Origin of the sequence: Sediminicoccus rosea (assembly GCF_033547095.1) — a bacterium.
Lineage (GTDB): Bacteria > Pseudomonadota > Alphaproteobacteria > Acetobacterales > Acetobacteraceae > Roseococcus > Roseococcus rosea.
The window spans coordinates 3817669-3835502 of record NZ_CP137852.1; the positions used below are offsets into that span (position 1 = coordinate 3817669).

Sequence of the window (17834 nt, forward strand, 5' to 3'; positions counted from 1 at the left end):
CCCTTCAGCGCCGCGCGCGGACCATGTCCAGCACGGCGATGAAGAAGGCGCCCATGGCCAGCTGAAGCCCGAGCAGCATGCATGTCATGGAGGCGATGGCGAGCCGCATGGTCCCATGCCCGCCGATCTCGCCGAAGCTGACCGCCCCCCAGATGGCGACGGCGGCGAGGCCCAGCAGCAGGCCCAGCACGAAGAGGCCGAGCGCCGTCAGCAGCGCCGGTTCCAGCCCGAAGCGGGCCAGGAAGCGTGTGAGCATGGGCTGTTCCGGCACCAGCCCCTCTCGCGCACCATGGATGCGGGCGAAGGCCCAGAAGAGAATAAGCTGAAACCCCATGCTGACCGCGGCCGAGGCATAGAGCAGCGTGTGCACGTCCAGCGTCAGGCCGCCGAGCTTCGCCGGCCCGGTCAGCAGCGCGCCCATGCCGAAGAGGCCTCCCAGGAAGAGGATCAGACCCGGATAGAGGAAGAGCCAGCGCGGGCAGAAGACCAGCAGGAAGCGCAGATGCCGCCAGCCATCCCGCCAGGAGCGCAGATGCGGCGGGCGCGAGCGGCCATCGGGCGAGAGCGTCGTCGGCACTTCGGTGATGCGCAGCTTCTGCAGCGTCGCCTTCACCACCATCTCGCTCGCGAATTCCATGCCCGGCGCCCGCAGGTCGAGCCCGAGGATCGCATCGCGGTTGAAGCCGCGCAGGCCGCAATGGAAATCCCCGCTCGGGCTGCCGAAGAAGACGCGGCCGATCGTGGTCAGCACCGGGTTGCCCAGGTAGCGATGCAGTGGCGGCATGGCGCCGGGCTTGATGCCGCCCTTGAAGCGGTTGCCCATGACGAGGTCATGGCCTTCGCGCAACTTGGCCACGAAGGGGTCCAGGTTCTCGAAATCGTAGCTGTCGTCGCTGTCACCCATGATGACGTAGCGGCCGCGCGCGCCCTTGATGCCGGCGATCAGCGCGGCACCGTAGCCGCGCTCGGGCACCGGCAGCACCCGCGCGCCGAGGCTGGTCGCGATCTCCTGGCTGCCATCGGTGCTGCCATTGTCGGCGATCAGCACCTCGCCCTGCACGCCGCTGCGCTCGAGATAGCCCATGGCCTTGCGGATGCAGGTGGCCAGCGTCTCCGCCTCGTTCAGGCAGGGCATCAGGATGGTGAGTTCGAGGGGCGTCTCGGGCACGGCGGCCGGCGTGATGGTCATGGCTTCTCCTGGGCCGGTCTCGGCTGCGGCCATATATGGGGTGCGACCCGCGCCTGGAACCCGGTCACCGGGGCGCCTCCCGCCGCAGCGTCCGCCACAGCAGCATCAGCGGCAGGGCGAGGCCCAGCAGCAGGCAGGGCATGGCGGGCGAGAGATAGAGCATGTTCACGCTCGGGATGGCGACGGTGTCGAGATAGGCCAGCAGCGCCACCCGGGTGGCGAAGAGGAGGTAGGCGCCGGCGCAAAGGGCCAGCAACGGCCAGCAGGCGCGCGCCGGCCTTGCCCGCCACAACAGAGGAAGGGCGAGCAGCGCCAGCAGCGCGGCCAGCTGCAGCACCGGCCCGATGATCCCCCAGGCCCGCATCCACCCCTCCAGCCCGCGCAGGATGCGCGTCGCGCGTTCGACAGCGAGCGAGGGGAAGGCATAGGCGGGCGTCGCCTCCTGCCTCAGCACGTCCACGAAGAGGTCACCCCGGACGACATCGAGGAAGGCCGAGGCGCGCGGCTCCAGCTCGGCACCGGAGAAGTAGACGGAGCGCATCTGCCGCGGATCAGGCAGGCGCACCGGAGCGAGGCCGGTGGTCCAGACCTGCCAGGCGGCCCGCAGGCTCGGCAGGATGTAGGCGGTGCGGAAGCGCGGCGCGAGGCTATGGCGTGGCGGCAGGCAGGAGAGCTCGCCCCGCGCGCAGGCGGCGTTCACCTCCTCGGCCAGGCGCTGGTAGAAGCGCCGGACCGCGACCGCATCCGCATGGCCGGCGACGACCACCGTCGCATCGCGCAGCGCCCACATGAACCAGGCGGCGCGGAACTCGTCGTCACAGGGGGTGATGCGGTAGGTCTGGCAGCCCACATTCAGGTAGTCGCGCCCGCGCTCGCTGGCGAAATAGGGGGCAAGCTCGGCCGCCGCCGGGCTTGCGGCGAAGAGCGCTGGCAGCCTCTCCCTCGGCAGCACGATGAGCGAGGGTGCCTCCGGGCCGAGCCGGGCCAGGGCGGAATAGGCGGCGATGAAGGCCGGGTCGCGGAACTCGACGGTGCGAAAGACGCCATAGTGCCGCGCATTGAGGGCGCTGACCGCAAGCACCGGAAGCACCGCCAGGGCGCCGCAGGCCAGCAGCGCCGCCGCCTCGGGCCGCCAGGAGGAGCCGGCCCAGCCACGCCAGAGCGCCAGGCCGCGCAGCGCGAGACAGCCGAGCAGGAAGGGCAGGATCCACACGCTTTCTTCGCGCGTCAGGTGAAACACACCGAGGGCGAGACCCAGCCCGGCAGCCAGCAGCAGGCGCCGGCCCAGCGCCTCGCCGGACCACCGGACCCACCAGAGCAGCAGGGCCAGGATCAGCAGGAGGGTGGGCGTGTAGAAGCCCTCACGGATGATGCGCAGGTTCTCGGTGCCGTAGAGGCCGGGATTGGCCAGCAGTAGCACCAGCAAGGCGAAGAGCGCGCCCTCCTGCGGGATCCAGCGCGACAGGGCGCGCACCAGCAGCACGGCCGCGGCGGCATAGAGCAGCGCCTGGCCGAGCAGCGCGGGAATCGCGAGCCCGCCGGTCAGCGCCAGCCAGAGCGGATAGCCCACGCCCTTGGCCAGGGTGAATTGCGTGTAGGGGCCGAGCCACTGGCCGCTCAGTATGAGCGCCGCATGCCGCACGAAGAGCGCATCATCCACGCCCGCATTGGGGATCGCCATGAGCGGCAAGCTCGCCCAGACCCAGGCGAAGCCGGCCAGGAGCAGGCCATAGAGCGGAATCCAGGGGCGGCCGGGCATGCCGGGCGGGGTAGCCCAGCCCCGGGGCGCCAGCAACCCGCCCCAAAATGAGACAGCCCGCCGCCCGGCCGGGGCCGGAGGGCGGGCTGATCCCGGAAGGCCAGACCTTACAGGCCGGCCTGCGTCACGAACTTGGTGTTGAGGTAGGCCTCGATCGCCTCGTCGCCGCCCTCGGTGCCGTAGCCGCTGTCCTTCACGCCGCCGAAGGGCACCTCGGGGATGGCGAGGCCCAGGTGGTTGATGGTCATCATCCCCACCTCGACGCCGGCCGCCAGCGCGGACGCCGTCTTGCCGCTGCTGGTGAAGGCGTAGCTGGCGAGGCCGAAGGGCAGGCGGTTCGCCTCGGTCACCACATCCTCGAGCGTCTTGAAGGGGCGCATGAGGGCAACGGGGCCGAAGGGCTCCTCGTTCATCGCACGCATGTCGGTGGTGACACCCGCGACGATGGTCGGCTCGAAGAAATAGCCCTTGTTGCCGATGCGGTTGCCACCAGTGACAACCTCCGCACCCTTCTGCTTCGCGTCGGCGATCAGCACCTCCATCTGCGGCACGCGGCGCTCATTGGCCATCGGGCCCATCTGGGTGTCGGCATCGAGCCCGTTGCCGACCTTCAGCGCCTTGGCATGGCCCGCGAAGCTCGCGACGAACTGGTCATAGACCCGCTCCTGCACCAGGAAGCGCGTGGGGGAGACGCAAACCTGGCCGGCATTGCGAAACTTGGCGAAGGCCAGCGTCTTGGCCGCGTGCTCGACATCGGCATCGTCGAAGACCATCGCTGGCGCATGGCCGCCGAGTTCCATGGTCACCCGCTTCATGTGCTGGCCGGCCATCGCCGCCAGCATCTTGCCGACGGGGGTGGAGCCCGTGAACGTCACCTTGCGGATGATCGGGCTCGCGATGAGGTAGGAGCTGATCTCGCTCGGCACGCCGTAGACCAGGCCGATCACGTCACCCGGCACGCCGGCGTCGAGGAAGCACTTGATGAGCGCGGCGGGGCTGGCCGGCGTCTCCTCCGGCGCCTTCACGATGATCGAGCAGCCCGTGGTCAGTGCCGCCGAGAGCTTGCGGACGATCTGGTTGATCGGGAAGTTCCAGGGCGTGAAGGCAGCGACGGGGCCGACCGGCTCCTTGATGGTCATCTGGTAGATGCCGGGCGCACGGGCCGGGATGACATGGCCATAGGCGCGGCGGCCTTCCTCGGCGAACCAGTCGATCGTGTCGGCGCCGCCCATGATCTCGACCTTGGCCTCGGCCAGCGGCTTGCCCTGCTCCATCGTCATCAGGCGGGCGATGTCGTCGGCACGCGCGCGCATCAGGTCGGCCGCCTTGCGCATCATCTTGGAGCGGTCATAGGTGCCGACCTTGCGCCACATCGCGAAGCCGCGTTCGGTCGCGGCCAGCGCCGCATCGAGATCGGCGATGGAGGCGTGCGCAACCGTGCCGATCACCTCCTCATTGGCGGGGTTCAGGACGTCGATCTTGCGGCCATTCTCGCCATCGCGCCATTCGCCAGCGATGTGGAGGAGGGTGTTCGGATAATCGGCCATGCGGGTCTCTCCGGTTGCTTTGAGGTGAAGGTGGGGCAGCTTCGCCCCATGCACAACCCGCCGGCCGCGCCTTACTTGGCCACGGGGCGGGGCCAGCGACGCACCGGCGAGGCGCGCCGCTCCGGCGGGCAGGCTAGTCCCGCCCCAGGATCTCGCGGTTGTGCTGGCCGAGACGCGGCGAATCGCTGCGCGGCGACGGCCGCTTCCGGTTGAAGGAGAGCGGCAGGCCGATCACCTTGGGCCCGCCGCCCGGCAGGTCCTGGATCAGGTCCACCGCCGCCATCTGCGGGCTCGCCGTCACCTCGGCGATGTCGTTCACCGGACCGCTGGGCACGCCGACCGCATCAAGCGCGGCGAGCCATTCATCACGCGGGCGGGTGCGCAGCACCGCGGCGATGAGCGGCAGCAGCGCCTCCTTGTTCCGCACCCGGTTGCCGCCGGTCGCGAAGCGCGGGTCGGCCGCCCATTCCGGATGGCCCATCACCTTGGCGGCGCGGGCGAAGAGCCGGTCATTGCCGGCGGCCAGGCAGAGCGGCCGGTCGGCAGTATCAAAGACCTGGTAGGGCACGATCACCGCCGCCCCCGTGCCGTGGCGCTTGGGCACATCCCCGGTGGCGAGGTGGTTGTTGATCTGGCCCTCCACCCAGAAGGCCGCGGTTTCGAACAGGCTGCCATCCACGAGGCAGCCCTTGCCGGTGCGGTCGCGCCAGCGCAGCGCCGCAAGCGCGCCAATGGTGATGAAAAGGCCGGTCGCCTTGTCGTTGATCGAGGCGCCGCAGAAGGTGGGCGGGCCGTCGGGCTGGCCGGTCACGCTCATCATGCCGCCATAGGCCTGGAGCAGCGGGTCGAAGCCCGGCTTCATCTTCATCGGGCCATCGAAGCCGAAGGCCCAGATGGAGCAGTAGATCAGCCGCGGATGCCGCTCCAGCATGGCCTCCGGCCCGATGCCGATCTCATCCACCACGCCCGGACGAAGGTTCTGGATCAGGATGTCCGCGTTTTCGCAAAGCCGGTGCAGCTCGGCGATGTCCTCGGGCCGCTTCAGGTCGAGCGTGATGGAACGCTTGGAGCGGTTCTGGCCGTGGAAATAGAGCGAGGTGACGCCGTCCGGCCCATAGGGCGGGCCCCAGAGACGGGCGTCATCGCCGCCATCGGGCTTTTCCACCTTGATGACATCGGCCCCCATATCGGCCAGCACCACGCCGGCCAGCGGCCCGGCGAGCGCCTGGCCCACTTCGATCACGGTGAGCCCGGTCAGCGGCAGATCCATCTTGCGTCCTCCTGTTGAGGCGCAGTTTAGGCCTTGGCGCCCAACGCGCTACCCGGGGCGCGCTCCCCAGGGCGCGCTAACCGGGGACGACGCGCCCCTCGCGCAGCGTGACCTTGCGGTCCATCCGCGCGGCCAGCTCCGGATTATGGGTCGCGATCAGGCAGGCGAGGCCCCTGCCCCGCGCCTCGCGCAGCAGCTCGTCGAAGACCAGATTCGCCGTCGCGGTGTCGAGATTGCCGGTCGGCTCGTCGGCCAGCAGGACACGCGGCGCATTGGCCAGGGCACGCGCGATGGCGACGCGTTGCTGCTCGCCGCCCGAAAGCTTGCCCGGCCGGTGCTGCAAGCGTGCGGCGAGGCCGAACTGGCCCAGGATCTCCGCCGCCCGCGCACGCGCCGCGGCGCGCGGCGTGCCGGCGGCGAGCTGCGGCAGCATCACATTCTCCTCCGCCGTGAATTCGGGCAGGAGGTGATGGAACTGGTAGACGAAGCCGATGGTGTTGCGGCGGATCGCCGTGCGCGCGTCATCGCCGAGCGTGCCGGCGGCGGCACCCTCGATGAAGACCTCGCCGCCATCGGGGCGTTCGAGGAGGCCGGTCACATGCAGCAGCGTGGACTTGCCCGTGCCCGAGGGGGCGACGAGAGCCACGATCTCGCCCGGCTGCAAGGTGAGGTCGGCGCCGCGCAGCACCTCCAGCGCACCCGCCTCGGTCTTGTAGCGGCGCTCGACGGCGCGGAGTTCCAAGGGGGCGTGACTCATGGCGTCATGCCGGAGGCGTGCGCCCCGGCCTCTTGGTCGGGGCTATTCATTGCGAAGCATCTCGACAGGGTCGGTCCTGGCCGCGCGCCAGCTCGGATAGATCGTCGCCAGCAGCGCGAGCGAGAGGGCGAGCGCCACCACCTGCATCACCTCCGTCCAGTTCAGCACGGCGGGCAATTGGGTCAGGAAGTAGATCTCGGCGCTGAACAGCTCGGTGCCGCTCAGCATCTGGATGAATTGCCGGATGCTCTCGATGTTGAGGCAAAAGACGACGCCCACCACGAAGCCGGCCGTTGTGCCGACCACGCCGATCCAGGCGCCGCACATCAGGAAGATCCGCATGATGGCCCCGCGCGTGGCACCCATGGTGCGCAGCACCGCGATGTCCCGTCCCTTGTCCTTCACCAGCATGATCAGGCTCGAGATGATGTTGAAGGCGGCGACGATGATGATGAGGGTGAGGATCAGGAACATCACGTTCCGCTCCACCTGCACCGCCGCAAAGAAGCTGGAATTCGCATCCTGCCAGTCAAGGATGCGGACCGGCTGGTTGAGCGCCGCGCGGATCTCTCGGTTCACCGCCCGCACGCGCGTCGGATCGGCCACGAAGACCTCGACCTGTGAGGCGGCGTCGCCGGTCTGGAAATAGATCTGCGCGGCGTTGAGCGGCATGAAGACATAGGTGCTGTCATACTCGTTCATGCCGACTTCGAAGATCGCGGTGACGGTATAGGCGCGCAGCCGCGGGATGGTCCCGATCACGGTGGCGCGCCCCTGCGGGCTGACCAGCGTGATCTTGTCGCCGATGGAGAGCCCGAGGCGGAAGGCGAGGCGCGTGCCGATGGCGACCGCGTCCTCCCCCTCGAAATTCGCGAGCGAGCCGGCGCGGATATTCTCCGCGATGATCGGTCGCGCGCGCAGATCCTCGGGCCGGATGCCGCGGGCCAGGCCACCCGTGGCCGTGCTGCCCGCGCCCGTCAGCAGGACCTGGCCCTCCACGATGGGCGTCGCGGAGACGACATTGGGCAGGCGGCGGATGGTGGCGGCGATCGCGTCGAAATCGCGCAGATTGCCGCGATCAGCCGCATAGACGCCGAGATGCCCGTTGAGTCCGAGGATGCGGCCCAGCAATTCCTGCCGGAAGCCGCCCATGACGGACATGACGATGATGAGCGTGGCCACGCCCAACATGATGCCGACGAGCGAGAAGCCCGCGATCACGGAGGTGAAGCGGTCGCTCTTGCGCGAGAGAAGATATCGCGCGGCGACCGTTCGTTCGAAGGCGTTGAACATCAAGCGCTGAGACGCGCCAGCGCGTCTTCGAAGGAGAGTTCCTCGCGCTCGCCCGTCATGCGGCGCTTCAACTCCACGCGACCGTTGGCGGCACCCCGCGGCCCAATAATGGCCTGCCAGGGAAAGCCCATCAGGTCGGCGTCGTTGAACTTGACGCCGGCGCGCTCGGCGCGATCGTCATAGACGGCCTGGTCCGGGAAGGCGGCGTAGAGCTTCTCGCAAAGCGCGTCACAGCCGGCATCGCCGGGCTTGAGGTTCAGGATGGCGAGCTTCCAGGGGGCAACCGCGTCCGGCCACTTGATCCCGGCCTCGTCATGGTTCGCCTCGATCAGCGCGGCCACGAGGCGCGAGACCCCGATGCCGTAGCTGCCCATCTCAGGCACCACGGTCGTGCCGTCCGGGCCTGCCACGGAGAGGCCCATGGTCGCGGAATACTTCTGGCCGAAATAGAAGATATGGCCGACCTCGATGCCCTTGCCCTCACGGCGGCGCGCCTCGGGAACACTCTGCCAGGCGGTGGCGTCGTGCATCTCCTCGGTCGCCGCATACATCGAGGTGACCTGGTCGAAGAAGCCCTGCAGCGCCGGCACATCGTCATAGCCGAGGCTCGTATCGGCCCAGTCGCGGCTCTCGAACTCGCTGTCGTAGAAGACGGTGCTCTCGCCCGTCTCGGCCAGGATGATGAATTCATGGGAGAGGTTGCCGCCGATCGGGCCCGTATCGGCGCGCATCGGCACGGCCTTGAGGCCCATGCGCTGGAAGGTGCGCAGATAGGCCAGCATCATCTGGCGGTAGGAGTGCTGTGCGCCCTCCATCGTCATATCGAAGGAATAGGCATCCTTCATCAGGAATTCGCGGCCGCGCATCACGCCGAAGCGGGGGCGCACCTCGTCCCGGAACTTCCACTGGATGTGGTAGAGGTTGCGCGGCAGGTCGCGATAGCTGGTGGCATAGCCGCGGAAGATGTCGGTGATCATCTCCTCATTCGTCGGCCCGAAGAGCATGTCGCGGTCATGCCGGTCCTTCAGGCGCAGCATCTCCTTGCCGTAATCCTCGTAGCGCCCGGAGCGCTGCCAGAGCTCGGCCGATTGGATGGTGGGCATGAGGACTTCCTGCGCGCCGGCGCGGTCCTGCTCCTCGCGGACGATCTGGGTGACGCGCTGCAGCACGCGCCAGCCAGCCGGCAGCCAGGCGTAGATCCCGGCCGAGGTCTGCCGGATCAGGCCCGCGCGCAGCATCAGCCGGTGCGAGACGATCTGCGCCTCGGCGGGGGTTTCCTTGAGGGTGGGCAGGAAGGCGCGGGTGAGACGCAAGGCGGAGATTCCTTACCGGGTGAGAGCATGATCCGCTGAGGTGGAGCCACCGAGGCGGTGAATCATCCTCTCAGCAGGGCGGCGGAACCTAACCGAGAAAGGGTTGGGCCGAAACCGCCTACCCAGCCGCGCAATAATGCTGCGCCGCAACATGCGAGGGAGGCTCGAAAATGTCTTGATAGGCGTTAACGAAATGGCTTAAACAAAAGAAAGGGCCACCCCCGCGAGGGAGTGGCCCAAGTTTAGGGAGGAAACGCCAGTCACACGGCAGAAAGAGGAAGATCCTCTCTCTGACGTGAAGATTGCCGCAAAAGGCCGGGAAGCCTCAACGCCAATCGGTGCTGTAGACGGCGAAAAAACGAGCGTCCGGCCAACGGATGCTCAAAACGCAGGCGGCGGTTCAGGGAAACCCGAACAGTCGCCTTTTCTTTGTGCATCTCACCGATCCGGGATGGAAAGCCAGGGGTCGCGGAAGCTGATCCAGTTGCTTTCGACCAGCGCATAGATGCACACCCACACCACGGCAGACAGAATCGTGGTGCCCAGCAGCTTGCGCCCGAGGTGCAACTGGGTGGGCGTGCCCCGCCAGCCGCCCTTCTCCGGATCGCCCTGGGCGTCGGGGCGCACGCCGACCGGCAGGACGCAGAACAGCAGCGTCCACCAGACCAAGGCATAGACGACAAAGCCCAGAAACCAGCCCATCTCAGACCCGCAGAAGGTGGATTTCGACATTGGGGCGCTTCTTCAGGCGGCGCCCCACCGCCTTGCGCAGCACGGCGCGCGCGGCCTCGGTCAGCGCGTCATCCTCACGGCGCAGCCCCTTGGGCAGTTCGCCGACACCGCGCGCCAGTTCATCCTCGAGCTGCCCCGATTCCGGCCCCTCCGCCTCGAAGAGACCCGGCGCCGAGACGCGCGGCCGGCCGACCACGCGACCCGCCTCGTCCACCGCCAGGCTCGCCACCACGATGCCGTTGAACAGCATGCGCTTGCGCGCGCCGATCACGGCCCCCTCCATCGGCAGCAGCCGTGGGCCATCCACCGCGAGGCGCCCGACCGGCACGCTGTCGGTGATCTTGGGCTTGCCCGGGCCCAGGCGAACCACGTCGCCATCCTCGACCAGGATGGGCTCGGCGCCGCATTCCTGCGCGAGGTCGGCATGCTGCGACAGGTGCCGCCACTCGCCATGCACCGGAATGGCGACCTTGGGCTTCACCAGGGCGTAGAGCTTCTTCAGCTCGTCCCGCGCCGGGTGGCCCGAGACATGCACCGCGTGGTCATCCGCCGTCATCACGCGGCAGCCGGCGCGCGTCAGCTCATCCTGCACATGCAGGATGCCGCGCTCATTCCCCGGGATCATGCGCGAGGAGAAGATCACCGTATCCCCCTCCCCCAGCGAGATGTTGGGGTGGGTATCGGCCGCGATCTTGGCGAGCGCGCTGCGCTCCTCCCCCTGGCTGCCGGTGCAGATGATCAGGAGGTCGTCATCCGGCAGGCGGTCCGCCTCCTCCTCGCTGATGAAGTCCCGCACCGAGGAGAGGTAGCCGCAATCCCGCGCCGACTGCACGGCGTTGCGGAGCGACCGGCCGAACAGCGCCACCTCCCGCCCGGCCGCCTGGCCGGCCAGCGCGATGGATTCGATGCGTGCCAGATTGGTCGAGAAGCAGGTGACCGCCACGCGGCCGCGCAGGCCCGCGATGATGGCCTTGAGGTTGCGCCGCACCTCCGCCTCGCTGCCCGAATGGCCCTCGACCATGGCGTTCGTGCTGTCGCAGACCATGGCGAGCACGCCCTCGGCGCCGAGGCGCGCGAAGGCCGCCTCATCCGTCGGCGGACCGATCAGCGGCGAGGGGTCGAGCTTCCAGTCGCCGGTATGCACGATCAGTCCGTGCCGCGTGCGGATGGCCAGCGCGCAGGCCTCTGGCACCGAATGGGTCACCTGGATGAATTCGAGACCGAAGGGCCCGACCTCGTGCCGCCCGGGCAGGCTGTGGGTGATGATCTTCACATCCTGGCCGAGGCCGGCCTCGGCCAGCTTGCGGCGCAGCACGTTGCTGGCGAAGGGCCCGGCGATGACCGGGCATTTCAGGCTCGGCCAGAGATGGGCCACCGCACCGATATGGTCCTCATGCGCATGGGTGATGACGAGCGCCACCAGGTCCTTGCTGCGTTCGGAAAGCCAGGCGGGATCCGGCACCATCACGTCCACGGCAGGGTTTTCCGCCCCGCCGAAGCCGATGCCGCAATCCACCGCGAGATACTTGCCGTCGCAGCGATACACATTGAGGTTCATGCCGATCTCGCCGGTGCCACCGAGCGGGATGAAGGCCAAGTCGTCCATGGGTTCTGTTGATTTCACAAACTGTCTTTTTGAGAGATGGGGCTGGGGTTGCGTTCCGCCAACAGGCGGAGCCCCTCCAGCGTGATATCGGGGTCGATGCGTTCGATCAGGGTGGTGCCCTCGGCCAGCAGCGGCGCCAGGCCACCGGTCGCGATCACCTTCATCCGGGGCAGTTCCACCTCGGCGCGGATGCGCGAGACGATGCCCTCGATCATGCCGACATAGCCCCAGAAGATGCCAGACTGCATCGCCGAGACCGTGTTGCGGCCGATCGCCGCCTGGGGCCGGCCGATGCCGATGCGTGGCAGGCGGGCGGCGGCGCGGTGCAGCGCCTCGATCGAGAGGTTGATGCCTGGGGCGATGACGCCGCCGAGATAGGCGCCCGTTTCATCCACCACGTCGAAGGTGGTGGCGGTGCCGAAATCGATGACGATGAGCGGGCCGCGGTAATGGTGGTGCGCGGCGAGTGCATTCAGCAGGCGGTCCGCGCCCACCTCCTGCGGCTGGTCCACCTTGATCTCGAAGCCCCAGTCGAGGATGGAGCGCGCCACCAGCGGCTCATTGCCGAACCAGTCACGGCAGAGGCGGCGCAGATTGTAGAGGGCGACGGGCACGACAGTGCCGATCACGCAGCGCTGCACATCGGCCGGCCGCAGCCCCGCATGCTGCATCAGCGCGAGCAGCCAGACGGCGTATTCGTCGCTGGTGCGGTTGGGATCGGTCGCGATGCGCCAGCGGCCACGCCATTCGGCGCCATCATGCACGGCGAAGACAACATTGGTGTTGCCGGCGTCAATCGCGAGAAGCATCGGGTCGTTCCATCACCTCACCCGCATGGAAGACATGCGGGCCTTCGGCCGTGGCGAGCATGATCCCGCCATCCTCGGCGAGCCCTTCGTAGCTTCCCGTGACGGGATTGTCGCCTTGCCGCAGCGTCATGCGTGAGCCGCGCTCAGGGCCGCGCTCCATCCAGGCGGCCCGGATGGGGGCGAAGCCCTCGGCGCGGCGCCGCTCCATCCAATGGGCCAGGCGCTCCAGCAGCGTCGCCGCGAAGACCTCCGGCGCGATCGGGCCGAGGCAGGTGACGCTGCGCCCCTCCACCTCGGGCGCATGGGCCAGGTTCACCCCGATGCCGAAGATGAGCTGCGCGATGCCGCCATGCACGTCCAGCGCCGCCTCGGAGAGGATCCCGGCGAGCTTCGCCCCGCCCTCCAGCAGGTCATTGGGCCATTTCAGCCGGAAGTCCCGCCCTGGCGCGTGGCGGCACGCCGCGTCATGCAGGGCGACGGCGGCCAGCAGGGCATGGCCCGGGATGTCCCGCGCCGGGCCCTCGGGGCGCAGCAGGATGGAGATGTGCAGGTTGCCGCCCCGGGACTGCCAGGGCCGGCCCGCGCGCCCCCTCCCCGCGCTCTGCCGGCGGGCGAGGATGGCGAGCCCGGCGGGCTCCCCCTGCGCCGCCCGTTCGGCCAGGAGGGTCTGCGTACTGGGGAGAAGGTCGTGGATCTCGAGGCGAAAGCCGCCCGTCACCCGATCAGCGCCGCCACCGCCTGCCGCGCGGCCGCGAGCAGCGGCGCCGGGAAGAGAAAGAAGAAGAGGGTGAAGGCGCCGGTGCCAGCCAGCACGACCGAGACGCCCGTGGGGCGCGTGTCGAAGGCCGGCTTCGCCGCGTCGAAATACATCACCTTCACGATGCGCAGGTAATAATAGGCCGAGACGACCGAGGAGAGCACGGCCACCACCGCCAGCACCCAGAAGCCCTGCTCGATCGCCGGCAGCAGCACGTAGAGCTTGGCGAAGAAGCCGGCCATGGGCGGGATGCCCGCCATGGAGAACATGAAGATCGCCATGGCCAGCGCCATGCCCGGATCACTGCGGCCGAGACCCGCCAAGTCATCCACGCCCTCAACCGCGCGGCCGTCACGCCGCATGGCGATGAGCACGGCGAAGGCGCCGATGTTCATGGCGATGTAGATCGCCATGTAGACCAGCACGCCGCGCAGCCCGCTCTCCCCGCCGACGGCGAGGCCCATCAGGGTGAAGCCGACATGGCCGATGGAGGAATAGGCCATCAGCCGCTTGATGTTGGACTGCCCGATGGCGGCGAAGGCGCCCAGCATCATGGAACCGAGCGAGGCGAGGACGATCACCTGCTGCCACTGGCCGACCACGTCGCTGAAGGGGCCGGCCAGGATGCGGACCAGCAGCGCGATCGCGGCCACCTTGGGCGCCGAGGCGAAGAAGGCGGTCACCGGCGTCGGTGCGCCCTCATAGACATCGGGCGTCCACATGTGGAAGGGCACGGCCGCGATCTTGAAGGCCATGGCGGCGATGATGAAGATGATGCCGACGACCACGCCGTTCGACACATCCTGCGGCGAGGAGAGCGCATCAGCCAGGCGGTCGAAATTCGTGGTGCCCGCGAAGCCATAGACCAGCGAGGCGCCGTAGAGCATCAGGCCCGAGGCCAGCGCGCCCAGCACGAAATATTTGAGCCCCGCCTCGGCCGAGCGGCCATTGTCGCGGTCGAAGGAGGCAAGCACGTAAAGCGGCAGCGACAGAAGCTCGAGCCCGAGATAGAGGCTCATCAGATCATTCGCCGAGATCATGACCATCATGCCGAGCGTGGCGAAGAGGACCAGCACCGGGAATTCGAAGCGCGAGAGCCGCTCCTTCTCGTTCCAGTCCAGCGCCAGGAGCAAGCCGAGCGCGGCCGCGGCCAGCGCCAGCAGCTTCATGAAGCCGGAGAAGGCATCGGCCACATATTGCCCGGAGAAGGCCGTGCCCTCGCCTTGGGCCAGCACCAGCACCCCGGTCAGCAGGAAGGCGCCCAACACCAGCATGGTGCAGGGGAAGGTCGTATCGCGCTTGGGGATCACGCCATAGACGAGGATCGCAAGGCCCGAGAGCGCCAGCGCCAGTTCCGGGAGGGCGAGGGTCCAGTTCATCAGAGGCCTGCCAGACGCGATGCGGCGCTGATCGCGGCCTGATGCTCCAGCACCAGTTCCGCCACCGTCACCGAGAAGAAGGAGAGGAAGGATTGCGGGTAGATGCCCATCCACAGCGTCAGCACGATCAGCGGCGCGAAGATGGCATATTCGCGCGGGCTGAGATCGAGCAGGGACTTGAGGTCCTCGCGCAGGATCCGCCCGAAGGCGACGCGGCGATAGAGCAGCAGCATGTAGGCCGCGCCCAGGATCATGCCGAGCGCCGCGCCGAAGGCGACCCAGGGGTTCACCGCCCAGGCCCCGAGGATCACGAGGAACTCGCCCGGGAAACCCGCGGTGCCGGGCAGCGCGACCGAGGCCATGGTGAAGAGCATGAAGATCAGCGCGTAGGCCGGCATGATCTTGGCGACACCGCCATAGCGCGCGATCTCGCGGCTGTGGACGCGGTCATAGAGCACGCCCACGCAGAGGAAGAGCGCGCCGGAGACCACGCCATGCGAGAGCATGGTGAAGAGCGCGCCCTCGATGCCCTGCTGGTTGAAGGTGAAGATGCCGAGCGTGACGATGCCCATATGCGCGACGGAGGAATAGGCGATCAGCTTCTTCATGTCGGTCTGCGCGAGGGCGACGAGGCTGGTGTAGACCACCGCCACGATGCTCAGCACATAGATGAAGGGGGCGAAGTAGAGGCTGGCCTCCGGCAGCAGGGGCAGGCTGAAGCGCAGGAAGCCATAGGCGCCCATCTTCAGCAGCACGCCGGCCAGGATGACCGAGCCCGCGGTCGGCGCCTCGACATGCGCGTCGGGCAGCCAGGTGTGGACCGGCCACATGGGCACCTTCACCGCGAAGGAGGCGAAGAAGGCCAGGAAGAGCCAGACCTGCATGTTGAAGGGAATGTCGAACTCGCTGAGTTCGGCGATGTTCGTCGTGCCGGCCTGGTACCAGAGCGCGATGATCGCCAGCAGCATCAGCACCGAGCCGAGCAGCGTGTAGAGGAAGAACTTGTAGGAGGCGTAGACCCGACGCGCGCCGCCCCAGATGCCGATGATGAGGAACATCGGGATCAGCACGGCCTCGAAGAAGATGTAGAACAGCATGAAGTCGAGGGCCGCGAACATGCCCACCATCATCGTCTCGAGGATGAGGAAGGCGACCATGTATTCGCGCACGCGGTTCTGCACGCTCTCCCAGGAGGCGAGGACGCAGATGGGCGTCAGCAGGGTAGAGAGCAGGATGAAGAGGATGGAGATGCCATCCACGCCCATGATGTAGGAGACGCCGAATTCCGGCAGCCAGGAGACCTGCTCGACGAACTGGTAGTCCACGCTCGTCTTGTCGAACTGGACCCAGAGGATGAGCGACAGGCCGAAGGTGATGAGGCTGGTCCAGAGCGCCGTCCAGCGGGCATTGCTGGCAACGACCTGCTCCTCGCCGCGCACGCACATGATGATGGCGGCCCCGAGCAGAGGCAGGAAGGTGATCAGGGAGAGAAGCGGGAAGCCCATCGCTCAGCGCCCCATCAGGTAGATTGAGATGAAGACGACCAGGCCGATGATCATGGCGAAGGCGTAGTTCGCCACCCTCCCCGTCTGCAGCCGGACGACGCCGCGCGCCGTGCTGGCCGCCATGCTGGCCGCGCCATTGGGCATGCCGTCAATGATGCGGACATCGCCCACCTGCCAGAACTGCACCGCAAGGCGCCGCGCGGGCTGGACGAAGATGCGGTCATACAGCTCGTCGAAATACCACTTGTTCAGCAGGAACTGGTAGGCGCGCGGTGCAGCGGCCGCGACACGACCAGGCAACTGCGGCATGAAGCCATAGACCACGACCGCGAGCGCGATACCGCTGATCGCCACCGCCTTCGCCACGGTCGGCACCCAATGCGGGGCGTGGTGCAGCGCCTCCATCATGTGCTTGGCGGGCAGGTTGAAGATGGCGCCGTTCCAGAAGGCCGTCGCGTTGTCGCCGATGAAATAGGGAGCGAAGACGAAACCGGTGGTGATGGCTCCGACCGAGAGCACCAGCAGGGGCACGAGCATGACGAGCGGGCTCTCATGCACATGCTCCATGGTATGGTGATCCGCCCGCGGCTTGCCATGGAAGGTCAGGATCAGCAGGCGCCAGGAGTAGAAGGCCGTCAGGAACGCGGCGAGGATGCCGCAGGCGAAGGCATAGGCGCCCACCACGGAGCCGGCCGCTGCCGCGCCCTCCAGGATGGCGTCCTTCGAGTAGTAGCCCGCGAAGACCGGGATACCAGCCAGCGCCAGCGAGCCGACCCACATGACGAGATAGGTGACCGGGATCTTCTTCCAGATGCCGCCCATCTTCCGGATATCCTGCTCATCCGACATCGCATGGATGACGGAGCCGGCGCCCAGGAAGAGCAGCGCCTTGAAGAAGGCATGGGTGAAGAGGTGGAACATCGCCGCCTGATAGAGGCCCACGCCGGCTGCGAAGAACATGTAGCCCAGCTGCGAGCAGGTGCTGTAGGCGATGATGCGCTTGATGTCGTTCTGCACGCAGCCGATGGTCGCCGCGAAGAGCGCCGTGGAGGCACCCACCACCGTCACGATGGCCAGTGCCACCGGCGCGTATTCCATCACGGGCGACATGCGGCAGATCAGGAAAACACCCGCCGTCACCATCGTCGCCGCGTGGATCAGCGCGGAGACCGGCGTCGGCCCCTCCATCGCGTCCGGCAGCCAGGTGTGCAGGCCGAGCTGCGCCGACTTGCCGCAGGCGCCCAGGAAGAGCAGCACGCCGATGAGCTCGAGCGCGGGCAGACCGAGGAAGGTCTCGTCCACCTTGGAGGCGGCCGCGGCGAAGATCGTGTTGAACTCGAGGCTGCCGAAAACCAGGAAGGTCAGCGCCATGCCGAGCATGAAGAACAGGTCGCCCACGCGGTTCACGATGAAGGCCTTCATCGCCGCGGCGCAGGCGCTCTCCTTCTCATACCAGTAGCCGATGAGCAGGTAGCTCGCGAGGCCCACGCCCTCCCAGCCGAAGAAGAGCTGCACGAGGTTGTCCGCCGTCACCAGCATCAGCATCATGAAGGTGAAGAGGCTGAGATAGGCGAAAAAGCGGCTCGGCGTCGCGTCGTGGGACATGTAGCCGATGCTGTAGAGATGGATCAGCGTGGAGATCAGCGTCACCATGCCGACCATGATGGCGCTCAGCGTGTCGTAGCGAAGGGCCCAGGCGAATTCGAGCTCGCCCACATCCATCCAGGTGAGCAGCGTGACGGTGGTGGGCTGGCCGCCTAGGGCCACCTGCCAGAAGGCCATGCTGCCGCAGATGGCGGCCAGCGCCATGCAGACCACGGTGGACCACATGGCCGCCCGGTCGCCGATCCAGCGACCGAAAAAGCCGCTGATGCAGGCGCCCAGCAGAGGGAAGAAGATGGCTCCGACGAACATCGGG

14 protein-coding genes are annotated in these 17834 nt (G+C 67.7%); all 14 read right to left on the minus strand.

All coding sequences use genetic code 11. From position 1 onward, the window contains the following. Nucleotides 1-4 precede the first annotated feature (4 nt). The 14 genes from R9Z33_RS18235 to nuoL all read right to left on the minus strand — a co-directional run bounded on the left by R9Z33_RS18235 (nt 5) and on the right by nuoL (nt 17830). Nucleotides 5-1189 (minus strand): glycosyltransferase family 2 protein, encoded by a 1185-nt coding sequence (locus R9Z33_RS18235; RefSeq protein WP_318647986.1) that lies wholly within the window; start codon nt 1187-1189, stop codon nt 5-7. 64 nt (nt 1190-1253) lie between these two features. Next, complete coding sequence (locus tag R9Z33_RS18240; RefSeq protein ID WP_318647987.1) at nt 1254-2948, minus strand: hypothetical protein; 1695 nt, start codon at nt 2946-2948, stop codon at nt 1254-1256. Between the two features lie 107 nt (nt 2949-3055). Further along, nucleotides 3056-4495 carry an NAD-dependent succinate-semialdehyde dehydrogenase gene (locus R9Z33_RS18245; protein ID WP_318647988.1) on the minus strand — a complete coding sequence of 480 codons (1440 nt, stop codon included), beginning with the start codon at nt 4493-4495 and terminating at the stop codon, nt 3056-3058. Nucleotides 4496-4628: 133 nt separating this feature from the next. Further along, nucleotides 4629-5765, minus strand: coding sequence for a CaiB/BaiF CoA transferase family protein (locus R9Z33_RS18250; protein ID WP_318647989.1), 1137 nt, complete (start codon nt 5763-5765; stop codon nt 4629-4631). A gap of 76 nt (nt 5766-5841) precedes the next feature. Further along, complete coding sequence (locus tag R9Z33_RS18255) at nt 5842-6522, minus strand: ABC transporter ATP-binding protein (protein WP_318647990.1); 681 nt, start codon at nt 6520-6522, stop codon at nt 5842-5844. A 42-nt stretch (nt 6523-6564) separates the two neighbouring features. Next, entirely contained in the window at nt 6565-7815 is a 1251-nt protein-coding gene (locus R9Z33_RS18260; RefSeq protein WP_318647991.1) for a lipoprotein-releasing ABC transporter permease subunit, read from the minus strand. Continuing rightward, a complete protein-coding gene (gene proS / locus R9Z33_RS18265; RefSeq protein WP_318647992.1) occupies nt 7815-9128 on the minus strand; it encodes a proline--tRNA ligase in 1314 nt (437 codons plus the stop codon). The genes R9Z33_RS18260 and proS overlap by 1 nt, the downstream gene beginning before the upstream one ends. 438 nt (nt 9129-9566) lie before the next feature. Next, nucleotides 9567-9860: a DUF1467 family protein gene (locus R9Z33_RS18270; protein WP_318647993.1), complete on the minus strand. Its 294-nt coding sequence runs from the start codon at nt 9858-9860 to the stop codon at nt 9567-9569. After that, a complete protein-coding gene (locus R9Z33_RS18275; RefSeq protein WP_318647994.1) occupies nt 9832-11466 on the minus strand; it encodes a ribonuclease J in 1635 nt (544 codons plus the stop codon). The genes R9Z33_RS18270 and R9Z33_RS18275 overlap by 29 nt, the downstream gene beginning before the upstream one ends. 14 nt (nt 11467-11480) lie before the next feature. Continuing rightward, a complete protein-coding gene (locus R9Z33_RS18280) occupies nt 11481-12275 on the minus strand; it encodes a type III pantothenate kinase (protein ID WP_318647995.1) in 795 nt (264 codons plus the stop codon). Beyond that, entirely contained in the window at nt 12259-12993 is a 735-nt protein-coding gene (locus tag R9Z33_RS18285; RefSeq protein ID WP_318647996.1) for a biotin--[acetyl-CoA-carboxylase] ligase, read from the minus strand. Before R9Z33_RS18285 ends, R9Z33_RS18280 begins: the two co-directional genes overlap by 17 nt. Next, on the minus strand, nt 12990-14411 hold the full coding sequence (nuoN, locus tag R9Z33_RS18290; protein WP_318647997.1) for an NADH-quinone oxidoreductase subunit NuoN: 1422 nt from the start codon (nt 14409-14411) through the stop codon (nt 12990-12992). The genes R9Z33_RS18285 and nuoN overlap by 4 nt, the downstream gene beginning before the upstream one ends. After that, on the minus strand, nt 14411-15916 hold the full coding sequence (locus R9Z33_RS18295) for an NADH-quinone oxidoreductase subunit M (RefSeq protein ID WP_318647998.1): 1506 nt from the start codon (nt 15914-15916) through the stop codon (nt 14411-14413). The genes nuoN and R9Z33_RS18295 overlap by 1 nt, the downstream gene beginning before the upstream one ends. Before the next feature lie 3 nt (nt 15917-15919). Further along, entirely contained in the window at nt 15920-17830 is a 1911-nt protein-coding gene (nuoL, locus tag R9Z33_RS18300) for an NADH-quinone oxidoreductase subunit L (RefSeq protein ID WP_318647999.1), read from the minus strand. Nucleotides 17831-17834: the final 4 nt, after the last annotated feature.